Source organism: Bacillus cereus (genome assembly GCF_002577405.1).
GTDB lineage: Bacteria > Bacillota > Bacilli > Bacillales > Bacillaceae_G > Bacillus_A > Bacillus_A cereus_AU.
The window spans coordinates 148372-161639 of sequence record NZ_NULR01000002.1 but is presented as its reverse complement, the minus strand read 5'-3'; the positions used below and the strand labels follow the sequence as shown (position 1 = coordinate 161639).

Genomic DNA, 13268 nt, shown 5'->3' with positions numbered 1-13268 from the left:
TTTGATGGGAATAACTATTTTTCATGAACAAGCATCGAAACATCATCATTAATCAACGTTCCAACATGTTCACCTAAACAAATTCTTTTCATCACACCAGGCTCATCAAAGTTAAAGACGTGTGCTGGTAAGTTATAGTCCCGGGCAAGCAGTAAAGCCGCTTGATCCATTACTTGTATGTTTTGCCTAACAATATCGTTATAGTTTAGTTTTTTATACATTTTCGCTGATTTGTTATGTTTTGGATCACTTGTAAAGACGCCATCTACTCCTTGTTTTGCAACTAATATGGCGTCACTATTCATTTCAATGGCTCTTTGTACACTTGGGTAATCTGTCGTAACGAATGGCTGCCCGTTACCGCCTCCAAAAATGATGATATATCCGTTATCTAAATGGTGGACTGCACGCAAGCGAATATATGGCTCAGCTACCGCATTAAAAGGGATGGAAGTCATAACGCGTACTTCTTTATCGGTTTTGCTAGTTAGAACGCCGCGAAGCATTAAGCTGTTAATTATCGTTCCTAACGTGCCTATATTATCAGCTTCTACGCGATCAATGCCCCATTCTTCAGCTAAATGACCTCTGAATATGTTACCACCACCAATTACGATGGAGACTTCGATGCCTAAATCAACGATGGATAAAATTTCGTTTGCGATATGTTCTAATCGTTTCGAGTTAAAGCTATTTCCAGATTGATCAGCAAGTGCGCCGCCGCTTAATTTAATTAAGACTCGTTTATATGGCTTCATAACAATTCCCCCTATAGATAGCAATAAAAAAGGAACAAAGGCGAATGCCCTTGCTCCTTTTTATGAAAATGAAATAGAAAAGAAATAGATATAATGAATTTTTTCGCGTGATTTTTCATAACATCCACTCCTTTTCATCCTTTTTAGTTTGAATACATACATCTTTTAGATTATACGAAATAATCTGATGTTTTATCAAGTATATTTTATTTCTTTTTACGGAATATGTGTCAATGAATATAGTAAGAAAAAAATTTGAATTTTTTGTGACGAACTTGTAGGTTTTTGTCTGATTTTGTAGGTTCGCTTATATGATGTGTGAGTAGCTTTTATAAATACGAAATGAAAGCGTTCGCATAAAGGGGATGAACATAAATGAAAAAATTCGGATTAGCAACACAAATTTTTGTCGCGCTCGTTTTAGGGATTGTGGTAGGGGCAATCTTTTATGGAAATAAAACGGCGATTTCTTATATCACACCAGTTGGGGATATATTTATTCACTTAATTAAAATGATTGTAGTACCGATTGTTATTTCAGCACTAATTGTTGCAGTAGCTGGTGTAGGAGATATGAAAAAGCTTGGGAAACTAGGCGGGAAAACAATTCTTTATTTCGAAATTATTACGACTATTGCTCTTTTGATGGGATTAATTGCAGCGAATATATTCCAGCCAGGTACTGGCGTTGATATGAATAATTTACAGCAAAGTGATATTTCTTCTTATAAAGAAACGGCAGATGCCACAGAGAAGAAAGGTTTTGCTGAAACGATTGTTCACATTGTACCGAAAAACGTATTTGAATCTATCGCACAAGGTGACTTATTACCGATTATATTCTTCTCAGTGTTATTCGGTTTAGGAGTTGCGGCAATTGGAGAAAAAGGAAAGCCTGTCTTTAACTTCTTTGAAGGTGTGCTCGAAGCGATGTTTTGGGTCACAAATCAAGTTATGAAATTTGCACCATTTGGTGTATTCGCATTAATTGCTGTTACGGTTGCAAAATTTGGGGTAGCTACACTACTTCCTTTAGGAAAACTAGTGCTAGCTGTATATGTAACTGTTATACTATTCGTTGTGATTGTATTAGGTATTAATGCGCGAATGGTTGGAGTAAACATTTTTACACTAATGAAAATTTTAAAAGAAGAACTTATTCTTTCATTTACGACAGCAAGTTCAGAAGCTGTTTTACCTAATATAATGAGAAAGATGGAAGAGTTCGGTTGTCCAAAGGCAGTTGCCTCTTTCGTAATTCCGACAGGTTATACATTTAACTTGACTGGGTCAGCTATTTATCAAGCGTTAGCGGCATTGTTTGTTGCACAAATGTACGGTGTACACATGTCACTGACGGAGCAAATTACGTTATTATTCGTTCTCATGTTAACATCCAAAGGTATGGCAGGGGTTCCAGGTGCATCGTTCGTTGTTGTATTAGCAACGTTAGGATCAATGGGCTTACCGCTAGAAGGTATCGCGTTAATTGCGGGAATTGACCGTATTTTAGATATGATTCGCTCATCTGTCAATGTATTAGGAAATGCATTAGCGGCCATTGTTATGTCGAAGTGGGAAGGCGAATTCGATAATGAGAAAGCAAAACAATATGTAGAAACAGTCAAACAAGCAAAAGCAGCATAAGAAATCGTTAAGGAGTGAAATAATGATGGCAACATTAACTGAAGTTAAAAATGGCGTGCGAGTTGAAAAAGATTTTTTAGGTGAAAAAGAAGTACCAAATTCTGCATACTACGGCGTACAAACAATGCGTGCAGTAGAGAATTTTCCGATTACAGGATACAAAATTCATGAAGGTTTAATTAAAGCGTTTGCAATTGTGAAAAAAGCAGCAGCACTTGCTAACACAGATGTAGGAAGATTGGAATTGAACAAGGGTGGCGCAATCGCAGAAGCTGCTCAAGAAATTTTAGAAGGAAAATGGCATGATCATTTCATCGTCGATCCAATTCAGGGCGGTGCAGGTACTTCAATGAACATGAACGCAAATGAAGTCATTGCCAATCGTGCTCTTGAATTATTAGGAATGGAAAAGGGAGACTATCATTATATTAGTCCAAACAGTCATGTAAATATGGCGCAATCAACAAACGATGCATTCCCAACAGCGATTCATATCGCAACATTAAATGCATTAGAAGTCTTATTACAAACGATGGGTTATATGCATGATGTATTTGAATTAAAAGCAGAACAGTTCGATCATGTTATTAAAATGGGTCGTACACATTTACAAGATGCTGTACCAATTCGTCTTGGACAAGAATTCAAAGCATACTCTCGCGTACTTGGACGTGATATGAAACGAATTCAGCAATCACGTCAACATTTATATGAAGTAAACATGGGAGCAACTGCAGTAGGTACAGGCTTAAATGCAGATCCAGAATATATTGAAGCAGTTGTAAAACATTTAGCTACAATTAGTGAACTACCACTTGTTGGTGCTGAAGACTTAGTAGATGCGACGCAAAATACGGATGCTTATACTGAAGTATCTGCAGCACTAAAAGTATGTATGATGAACATGTCTAAAATTGCGAATGACCTTCGTCTAATGGCATCAGGTCCACGTGTTGGATTAGCAGAAATTATGCTACCAGCTCGTCAACCAGGTTCATCTATTATGCCAGGGAAAGTAAACCCTGTTATGCCAGAAGTGATTAACCAAATTGCGTTCCAAGTAATTGGTAACGACCATACAATTTGCCTTGCTTCAGAAGCAGGACAATTAGAATTAAACGTTATGGAACCAGTACTTGTTTTCAACTTACTTCAATCTATTAGCATTATGAATAACGGTTTCCGTGCCTTTACAGATAATTGCTTAAAAGGAATTGAAGCGAATGAAGATCGCTTAAAAGAGTATGTTGAGAAGAGTGTAGGAATTATTACAGCCGTGAACCCTCATATCGGTTATGAAGCAGCAGCTCGCGTTGCGAAAGAAGCAATTGCAACAGGTCAATCCGTTCGAGAACTTTGTATGAAAAATGGTGTATTGTCACAAGAAGACTTGGAGTTAATTTTAGATCCGTTTGAAATGACTCATCCAGGGATTGCAGGAGCAACTCTTTTAAAGAAAAATTAAAAGAAGAGGGGGGACAAGCCCCTCTTTTTTGTTTACAATATAGAAATGTTATATATGAATAGAGGTAGGGATGTTATGAGTAAGTTTACAGTGGCTTCTAATGGGGCATTAGAAACAGCATTAAGAGGAGTAGAAGTATTATCAACACCACTTTTAAATAAAGGGGTCGCTTTCACGCAAGAAGAAAGAGAAGAGTTAGGTTTAAAAGGGTTATTACCGCCAGCGGTTTTAACATTAGATGAACAAGCACGCCGAGCATATGAACAATTTTGTTCTCAGCCAGATGATTTATTAAAGAATGTATACTTAACAGCGTTGCATGATCGAAATGAAGTGTTATTTTATCGCATTCTAACAGATCATTTACGTGAAATGTTACCAATTGTATATACACCAACTGTCGGTGTAGCAATTCAAAGATATAGTCATGAATACCGTAAACCACGTGGTGTTTATTTATCAATTAACGATCCATCAGGTATTGAAGAAGCATTCAATAATATCGGTGCAACAGCTGAAAACATTGATTTAGTCGTTGTAACAGATGGAGAAGGTATATTAGGAATTGGTGACTGGGGCGTTGGTGGCATTAACATCGCAATCGGGAAATTAGCTGTTTATACGGCCGCAGTTGGAATCGATCCTAGCCGTGTATTACCAGTAATTTTAGATGTAGGTACAAACCGTGAGGAACTATTAAACAATCCATTTTATATTGGAAATCGTCATCCTCGTATAACAGGTGAAGCTTACGATGAATTTATTGATACATTTGTTCAAGCGGTAAATAAACAATTCCCGAAAGCGCTTTTACATTGGGAAGACTTCAGTTCTCGAAATGCACGAAAAATTTTAGATAAATACCGTCATGACGTATGTACGTTTAATGATGATATTCAAGGTACAGGTGCAGTTTCACTTGCTGCGGTATTATCGGCAGTGAAGGTTTCTGGTGTACCTTTAAGCGAACACCGCGTTGTTGTGTTTGGCGCTGGTACAGCTGGAATCGGTATCGCAGATCAAGTAAGAGATGCAATGGTCCGCGCTGGCCTATCAGAAGAAGAATCACATAATCGTTTCTGGTGTATTGACCGAAACGGGTTAGTTACAGATAATATGGAAGATCTGCTTGATTTCCAAATTCCATATGCAAGAAAAGAAGCGGAAGTAAGTGACTGGAAAGAAAATGATGTGATCGGACTTGCTGAAGTTGTGAAACATGTAAAACCGACAATTTTAATTGGTACATCTACTGTTGCGGGCGCATTTAAAGAAGAGATTATTAAAGAAATGGCTTCTCATGTAGAAAGACCAATCATTTTACCAATGTCGAATCCGACGCCACTTGCTGAAGCAAAACCAGCAGATTTAATTGAATGGACAGAAGGAAGAGCGTTAGTTGCAACAGGTAGTCCATTTGAACCAGTTACGTATAACGGTGTAACGTACGTGATCGGGCAATCAAATAACGCACTTATTTTCCCAGGGCTAGGACTTGGAACAATTGTTGTACGTGCTAGCGTCATGACGGATGGAATGTTCGCAGCAGCTGCAGAAGCAGTTGCAAGCATGGTAGATACAAGTCAGCCAGGAGCACCTATTTTGCCAGAAGTTGAAGAGTTACGTAATATCTCCGAAATGGTTGCAATTGAAGTAGCAAAAGTTGCAGTTGCAGAAGGTGTTGCTAGAGAGAAATTAAGTGATAACGATATCAAGATTGCAGTGAAAGAAGCAATGTGGAAGCCAGAGTATCGCCAAATAAAAGCGGTAGAAAAGGTTAGAATATAGAAATAAAGCCCGTTTATAATTATAAGCGGGCTTTCATTTGTACTATTGAAAAAATGCATAGGAAGTGGCACTGTTGAATTGGAATCAATTATGGAAGAATGATATGTCCCTTTTAATTATATTAATGATCGTTGTTCCGATTGCTGGAGAGCTGAATTTTCATCCTTTTAACGATATGTTTCGTGTTAGCTTTGGGACACCGCTATTCTTCTTTTTATTACTATTTTTAAGAAGAGTACCAGCAGCAGCTGCAGGTATTCTTGTCGGTATATGTGTAGTCTTATTCCGCGTATGCCTTGACTGGATCATGCAAGGTTCATTTCATATGACGGAATCATTTTATTTGCGCTATCCTGTATTTTTCTATTATTTTATTTATGGAAGTCTTTTTTCGCTTTGTAGGGTGAATAAGTTTCATCAGAAGCCAATAGTTATTGGGTGCCTTGGAATTACAATTGAAATTATCGCAAGTATGTCAGAACTTGCGATTTATCATATGGTAGTGCTCGGTACAACAATAACGGTTTCTGAAGTAAATAAGTTAATTATTATTGCTATTTTTCGTAGTTTCTTTGCACTCGGTTTTTTAAATATGATGAACTTATATGAAACGAAATTAAAAGAATCACAAGTGCGAAAAGAAAATGAAAATATGTTAATGCATCTTTCTAATTTATATGTAGAATCTGTTCATTTGAAAAAAACGTTACAAAATGCGGAGTTAATTACACAAGAAGCATATCAATTATATCGGAACTTGCAAGTAATCGATGATTCGAATGGTAAAACAGCATTGAAAATAGCGGGGGAAGTACATGAAATAAAAAAAGATAATCAAAGAATTTTTGCAGGATTATCTAAACTGTTATTAGATAAAAATGTGGCTGAGTATGTAGAGGGACACGAGCTTGTGGAAATGATTGTAAGGATAAATGAGAAGTACGCTGAAATGTTGGGAAAAGATATACGTTTTTCGGAACATATAGAAGGTGCGCATGCAGAATATCATGTGTATACGGCCTTATCGATTTTTAATAACTTAGTTGCAAATGCAGTTGAAGCAATTGAGGGGAGAGGTCTCATTATGATTAAGCTATATAAACGAGATGAACATATATTCTTTGAAGTAATTGACGATGGTCCCGGTATTGCACAAAAATATAAGAAATTAGTATTTAAGCCCGGGTTTACTTCAAAGTATGATCAAACGGGAACACCGTCCACAGGAATTGGACTTTCTTACATAAACGAAATGGTAACAGAGCTTGGCGGAGAAGTGAGGTTAGAAGATAGAGAAACTGGCAGAGGGTGTAAGTTTGTCGTTTGTTTACCGGAGTGTAGTTTAAAGCGGGAAGGGGAATAGAGTTGTTTTATTATATCGTAGATGATGATGAAGTTTTTCGTTCGATGCTTTCGCAAATTATTGAAGATGGCGACCTTGGGGAAGTAATTGGAGAATCGGAAGATGGAGCGTTTATTGAAGCGGAACAGTTAAATTATAAAAAAGTGGACATTTTATTTATTGATTTACTAATGCCGATGAGAGATGGGATTGAAACAGTTCGCCATATAGCGTCTTCTTTCACTGGTAAAATTATTATGATTTCCCAAGTTGAATCGAAACAACTCATTGGTGAGGCGTATACACTTGGTGTGGAATATTATATTACGAAACCACTAAACAAAATTGAAGTTGAATCTGTCGTACGAAAAGTAATGGAACGGATTCGCTTAGAGCGTTCCATATATGATATTCGAAAATCATTGAACAATGTGTTTCAGTGGGAGCAGCCGCAAATGCGTAGTGAACCAGTGCAAGAAGCAAAAAAGATAGCAGATTCAGGACGCTTCTTACTATCAGAGCTCGGTATTGCAGGAGAGAATGGAAGTAAAGATTTACTTAGTATGCTGGAATATTTAAATGGACAAGAAAAAGCGCAGACATTTGAATTTGGATTTCCAGCGTTAAAAGAAATTTTCCATCATATTACGATAAGAAAATTAGGAGATATAGCTTTAGATGCGGATATTGATAAAGAGAAAAAAGCATCTGAACAAAGGGTAAGAAGAGCGATTTATCAATCGTTAAACCATTTAGCTTCTCTTGGACTAACAGACTTTTCAAATCCAAAATTTGAAAGCTATGCGCCGAAATTTTTTGATTTTACTGTAGTTAGAAAACGGATGACAGAAATGACGAAGGATGAAGTAGCTGCTTCTGGGCATATACGTATTAATACGAAGAAATTTATTCAAGTGTTGTATTTTGAGGCGAAGCGGTTGATGGAGATAGAGTGAAAAGGTGCTTATAAATAAGCATCTTTTTTTGTTAAATCAACATTTTATATTTTCTCGTGGAGCATGTAAAATGTTAAGTAAGAGAAAATGGTTTTACATTAAGGAAGTGTCAAAACAATGAGTTTTACATTAAATAAATCAATTATTAAAGAAGTATGCGGAGAAACCTCATATAAAAGAGGCGAAGCTTATTATAAAGCAAATAAAGTGATAGTGAATCAATATGATGAAGTTAAAGAGATTTGCGAGGCGACGGTAAAAGGGAACGAAGATTTTCATGTTACAGTAGAAAAAGCTAAAAAAGGTGATGTTGTTGCGAGATGTAGTTGTCCTTCGTTAGCGTCTTTTCAAACGTACTGTCAACATGTTGCTGCTGTCTTATTGTATATAAACTATAATCAGCAAACGATTAAGAATGAAAATGATCAATTAACGAGCGGGATGTTTCAGTTGTTTGCAGACAAACCACTGAAACCCAAAAGTAAACAACACCGTTTTGATACACGTGAAATATTAGATGTTGCGTTTATATGTACACCGGTAGCTATGAAAAATGGTGGGGCTCTTCTTGGAATGCAGTTGAAACTTGCGAAATCACATTTTATAAATCATATTAGAGATTTTCTTTTTAAAGTGGAGAAAAGAGAGTCTTTTCATTGTTCAAATGAATTTACATATACACCAGATGTACATAGTTTTAAACAAGAGACGGACGCAATTATTCAGCAACTTATTAAAATTCATCATAATGAAAAAATGTATGAGGATGCGCTAGAAGTACATGCAAAACAAGATGAAAGTTTGATATTAATACCGCCAGCTTCATGGAATGATATGCTCTCTTTACTTTCTAGAGTTGAGTATGTACAGCTGAAACAAAATGAACAACTGTTTCATGGTTTACAAGTTTCTAAAGGTTTATTGCCATTACATTTTGAGTTTACGAAAGGGAATAATGGCGGATTTACACTTCATATAGACGGACTAAACCGTGTACAAGTTATGGATATGTATAACAATGCACTTTATGACGGGAAACTATATCATTTACATATGGAAGAGTGTATGCGGCTTATTGAATTACAAAAGATGATGAATCGTTCAAATAGCAATCAGTTTTACATTCCAGAAAATAAGATGGAACATTTCGTAGCGAAAGTTGTGCCTGGGTTAATGAAGCTTGGTACTGTAAAAATTGATGAAATAATATCTGATCGTGTTGAAACGCCTTTGCTAAAAGCGAAATTGTATTTAGATCGAGTGAAAAATCGTTTGTTAGCCGGTCTCGAATTCCACTATGGAAATGTCGTGATTAATCCGCTAGAAGAAGACGGGCAACCGTCTGTTTTTAATCGTGATGAGAAAAAGGAAAAAGAGATTTTAGAAATGATGAGTGAAAGTGCCTTCGCGAAAACGGAAGGCGGTTACTTTATGCATAATGAAGAAGCTGAGTACAATTTTTTATATCACGTCGTTCCAACGTTAAAAGGCTTAGTTGATATTTATGCGACAACAGCAATCAAATTAAGAATTCATAAAGGTGATACAGCTCCTCTTATTAGAGTGAGAAGAAAAGAAAGAATTGATTGGTTGTCATTTCGTTTTGATATAAAAGGAATACCGGAAGCAGAAATTAAAGGTGTATTAGCGGCTCTTGAAGAGAAACGTAAATATTACCGATTAGCGAACGGTTCGTTATTATCACTAGAGAGTAAAGAGTTTAATGAAATTAATCAATTTGTAAAAGAATCGGGTATTCGGAAAGAGTTTTTACATGGGGAAGAAGTAAATGTACCGCTTATTCGGAGTGTAAAATGGATGAACGGACTTCACGAAGGAAACGTTTTAAGTTTAGATGAGTCTGTTCAAGAGTTAGTGGAAAACATTCAAAATCCGAAAAAATTAAAGTTTGCTGTGCCAAATACTTTACATGCTGTGATGAGAGGGTATCAAGTGTATGGATTCGAGTGGATGAAAACACTCGCCTATTACCGTTTTGGGGGTATTTTAGCAGACGATATGGGGCTTGGAAAGACGTTGCAGAGTATTGCTTTTATAGATTCTGTCTTGCCTGAAATTCGAGAGAAGAAAATGCCGATATTAGTCGTTTCACCGTCATCACTTGTTTATAACTGGCTTAGTGAATTGAAAAAATTCGCCCCGCATATTAGAGCGGTTATTGCAGATGGAAGTCAAGCAGAGCGCCGGAATATTTTAAAAGATATAGCGGAATTTGATGTCGTAATTACGTCATATCCATTACTGAGAAGGGATATAAGGTTGTATGCAAGGCCGTTTCATACGTTATTTCTTGATGAAGCACAAGCGTTTAAAAATCATACGACGCAAACAGCAAGAGCAGTGAAAACGATTCAGGCAGAGTACCGTTTTGGATTAACGGGAACACCTGTAGAGAATTCATTAGAAGAGCTATGGTCTATCTTCCATGTCGTCTTCCCAGAATTATTACCAGGAAGAAAAGAATTCGGTGATTTAAGGCGCGAAGATATAGCGAAACGCGTAAAACCATTCGTATTAAGACGATTAAAAGGCGACGTATTAAATGAGTTACCAGACAAAATAGAGCACTTACAATCATCGGAGTTGTTACCCGATCAAAAGAGACTTTATGCTGCTTATTTAGCGAAGTTAAGAGAAGAAACGTTAAAACATTTAGACAAGGATACGTTACGCAAAAATAAAATTAGAATTTTAGCTGGTTTAACGAGACTGCGCCAAATTTGTAATCATCCTGCTTTATTTGTCGATGATTATAAGGGCAGTTCAGCTAAATTTGAACAGCTGTTAGAGATATTAGAGGAATGTAGAAGTACAGGGAAGAGAATATTAATTTTTTCTCAATTTACGAAGATGCTTTCCATTATTGGTCGCGAGCTAAATCGTCAAGCAATTCCATACTTTTATTTAGACGGTAGTACACCTTCGCAGGAGCGTGTAGAGCTATGCAATCGATTTAATGAAGGAGAAGGGGACCTATTTCTTATTTCTTTAAAAGCTGGCGGTACGGGCCTTAACTTGACGGGTGCAGATACGGTAATATTATACGATTTATGGTGGAATCCAGCAGTTGAGCAACAAGCGGCAGATAGAGCATATCGAATGGGGCAAAAAAATACAGTGCAAGTGATTAAGTTAGTAGCTCACGGAACGATTGAAGAAAAGATGCATGAGCTCCAAGAGAGTAAGAAAAATTTAATTGCTGAAGTGATTGAGCCGGGAGAAGAGAAGTTATCTTCTATTACGGAGGAAGAAATAAGGAATATACTGATGATTTGAAATGAAAAAAGCTATGCTTTCACCTATATGAAAGCATAGCTTTTTTGTTGTAATAATTATATTTTGTTTTGAACAAAGTAAAGAAATAAGACACTATTTATTTTACTTCTTTGTGCCTTTACTTTTGTATGGTTTTGCAGCTTTCTTTTTCTTTGCACTAGATTGCCAACGGTTCCATCCTTTACTTCCTGTACCTTGTCCTACACCTTTTTTTGGTTTTGCTTTCGTTTTACTCATATAATCACTCCGTTATATAAAAAATCTTATTTGATAATAGCCAATGTTTTAGAAAAATACTCCCGATAAATGACTATGTTTGCTTTAAGTAAAAACAAACTGCTTGAATGCTATAGTATATCATGAAATGGTGAGTAAACTGAAAGGAATTACAAAGAAAATGAAAATAATAAGAAATACTGCTGATTCAATTTTTCGAACGATCACATTAGTGGTTGTGTATATGTTAGTTTCGGTTAGTGAAACATTTTTTGGATTGACGAGGCAAAAGAAGTAAAGGTGCTAAAATTAGAAACAATCAATAAAGCTGTAAAATAAAGAATTGCAAAATATTTTAAAACTTTTTGTTGACTTTCTCGTTTTTTTGTATAGAATAATCATTAATAAAATGTTTCAGAGATGTGACAACAAAACGACTATGAAAGGACGAGTAGTAGTAGGATGTAGTTCAAGCGAGTCAGGGATGGTGTGAGCCTGATACGAAGCCTATTATGAAGAACCTCCTGGAGTCGCTAACCGAAATCCTTTATAGGAAAGTAGACTTAGCCGGGAACTTCGCCGTTACAAGAAGAACAGTATCGAGATATTGCATCTCCGTATTGTATAAGTGAGCAACCTCTGTTGCTAATTTGGGTGGTACCGCGGAACCAAAGCCTTTCGTCCCAGTTTTTTGGGGAAGAAGGGCTTTTTTTGTTGGCTTCTTTTCACAACATCCAAACATTTTAGGAGGAAACCACCATGTATCAATCATTAATGACAGTAAGAGAGACTCAAATCGCAATTAAGGAAGTTAAAACATTTTTCGAGGACCAGTTAGCAAAACGCCTTGAACTATTCCGCGTATCTGCACCATTATTCGTAACGAAGAAATCAGGATTAAACGATCACTTAAACGGTGTAGAACGTCCAATTGAATTTGATATGTTACATTCAGGAGAAGAGTTAGAAATTGTTCATTCACTAGCGAAGTGGAAAAGGTTTGCATTACATGAGTATGGATATGAAGCTGGTGAAGGTTTATATACAAACATGAACGCGATTCGTCGTGATGAAGAACTAGATGCAACACATTCCATTTACGTTGACCAATGGGATTGGGAAAAAATTGTTCAAAAAGAATGGCGCACTGTAGAATACTTGCAAGAAACAGTACGAACAATTTATGGAATATTCAAAGATTTAGAAGATCACTTATTTGAAAAGTATCCGTTCCTTGGAAAGTATTTACCAGAAGATGTTGTTTTCATTACTTCCCAAGAGCTAGAAGATAAATATCCAGAATTAACTCCGAAAGATCGTGAGCATGCAATTGCGAAAGAACACGGTGCAGTCTTTATTATCGGAATTGGTGATGCACTCCGTTCAGGTGAAAAACACGATGGACGTGCAGCTGACTATGATGATTGGAAACTAAACGGTGACATTTTATTCTGGCACCCAGTACTACAAGCTTCGTTCGAATTATCATCAATGGGAATTCGTGTTGATAGTAAATCACTTGATGAGCAGTTAACGAAAACTGGTGATGACTTTAAACGTGAGTTTGATTTCCATAAAGGTATATTAGAAGATGTACTACCATTAACAATTGGCGGTGGTATTGGACAATCAAGAATGTGCATGTACTTCTTACGTAAAGCGCATATCGGTGAAGTTCAATCTTCTGTATGGCCTGACGATTTACGTGAAGCTTGTAAGAAAGAAAACATTCATCTGTTTTAATAGAAGCGAGAGGGAGAGTAGCTCAAATATGGAGCTATTCTCCCTTTTTTTAATTA

General features: G+C 36.5%; 9 protein-coding genes and 1 other annotated feature. Of the genes, 7 read left to right on the top strand and 2 right to left on the bottom strand.

What is annotated here, in order from left to right; all coding sequences use genetic code 11:
* Nucleotides 1-14: 14 nt before the first annotated feature.
* Nucleotides 15-758: a UMP kinase gene (gene pyrH / locus COC96_RS03955; protein WP_000806137.1), complete on the bottom strand. Its 744-nt coding sequence runs from the start codon at nt 756-758 to the stop codon at nt 15-17.
* Between the two features lie 375 nt (nt 759-1133).
* Between pyrH and COC96_RS03950 the strand changes: the two genes are divergently transcribed.
* The 6 genes from COC96_RS03950 (at nt 1134) to COC96_RS03925 (ending at nt 11253) form a co-directional block, all read left to right on the top strand.
* On the top strand, nt 1134-2405 hold the full coding sequence (locus COC96_RS03950; RefSeq protein ID WP_098267397.1) for a cation:dicarboxylate symporter family transporter: 1272 nt from the start codon (nt 1134-1136) through the stop codon (nt 2403-2405).
* Nucleotides 2406-2430: 25 nt separating this feature from the next.
* The gene (gene aspA / locus COC96_RS03945; protein WP_098768383.1) at nt 2431-3870 is read left to right on the top strand and encodes an aspartate ammonia-lyase; all 1440 of its coding nucleotides are present in this window, start codon (nt 2431-2433) and stop codon (nt 3868-3870) included.
* Nucleotides 3871-3945: 75 nt separating this feature from the next.
* Nucleotides 3946-5658 (top strand): oxaloacetate-decarboxylating malate dehydrogenase, encoded by a 1713-nt coding sequence (gene malS, locus COC96_RS03940; protein WP_141536168.1) that lies wholly within the window; start codon nt 3946-3948, stop codon nt 5656-5658.
* A 64-nt stretch (nt 5659-5722) separates the two neighbouring features.
* Complete coding sequence (locus tag COC96_RS03935) at nt 5723-7021, top strand: sensor histidine kinase (protein WP_097902173.1); 1299 nt, start codon at nt 5723-5725, stop codon at nt 7019-7021.
* Between the two features lie 2 nt (nt 7022-7023).
* Nucleotides 7024-7956 (top strand): response regulator, encoded by a 933-nt coding sequence (locus COC96_RS03930; protein WP_098267399.1) that lies wholly within the window; start codon nt 7024-7026, stop codon nt 7954-7956.
* Between the two features lie 117 nt (nt 7957-8073).
* On the top strand, nt 8074-11253 hold the full coding sequence (locus tag COC96_RS03925) for a DEAD/DEAH box helicase (RefSeq protein ID WP_098768354.1): 3180 nt from the start codon (nt 8074-8076) through the stop codon (nt 11251-11253).
* A 102-nt stretch (nt 11254-11355) separates the two neighbouring features.
* On the opposite strand, the gene COC96_RS03920 is transcribed toward COC96_RS03925, so the two are convergent.
* Nucleotides 11356-11490 carry a DUF3934 domain-containing protein gene (locus tag COC96_RS03920; protein WP_000047591.1) on the bottom strand — a complete coding sequence of 45 codons (135 nt, stop codon included), beginning with the start codon at nt 11488-11490 and terminating at the stop codon, nt 11356-11358.
* Nucleotides 11491-11899: 409 nt separating this feature from the next.
* Nucleotides 11900-12158, top strand: a binding site (T-box leader).
* 70 nt (nt 12159-12228) lie between these two features.
* Between COC96_RS03920 and asnA the strand changes: the two genes are divergently transcribed.
* Nucleotides 12229-13212: an aspartate--ammonia ligase gene (asnA, locus tag COC96_RS03905; protein ID WP_097902169.1), complete on the top strand. Its 984-nt coding sequence runs from the start codon at nt 12229-12231 to the stop codon at nt 13210-13212.
* Nucleotides 13213-13268: the final 56 nt, after the last annotated feature.

Excerpts from the sequence above, each read along its gene's own strand:
- pyrH (WP_000806137.1), bottom strand. The coding sequence starts at position 758 with ATGAAGCCATATAAACGAGTCTTAATTAAATTAAGCGGCGGCGCACTT.
- COC96_RS03950 (WP_098267397.1), top strand. The coding sequence starts at position 1,134 with ATGAAAAAATTCGGATTAGCAACACAAATTTTTGTCGCGCTCGTTTTA.
- aspA (WP_098768383.1), top strand. The coding sequence starts at position 2,431 with ATGGCAACATTAACTGAAGTTAAAAATGGCGTGCGAGTTGAAAAAGAT.
- malS (WP_141536168.1), top strand. The coding sequence starts at position 3,946 with ATGAGTAAGTTTACAGTGGCTTCTAATGGGGCATTAGAAACAGCATTA.
- COC96_RS03925 (WP_098768354.1), top strand. The coding sequence starts at position 8,074 with ATGAGTTTTACATTAAATAAATCAATTATTAAAGAAGTATGCGGAGAA.
- COC96_RS03920 (WP_000047591.1), bottom strand. The coding sequence starts at position 11,490 with ATGAGTAAAACGAAAGCAAAACCAAAAAAAGGTGTAGGACAAGGTACA.
- asnA (WP_097902169.1), top strand. The coding sequence starts at position 12,229 with ATGTATCAATCATTAATGACAGTAAGAGAGACTCAAATCGCAATTAAG.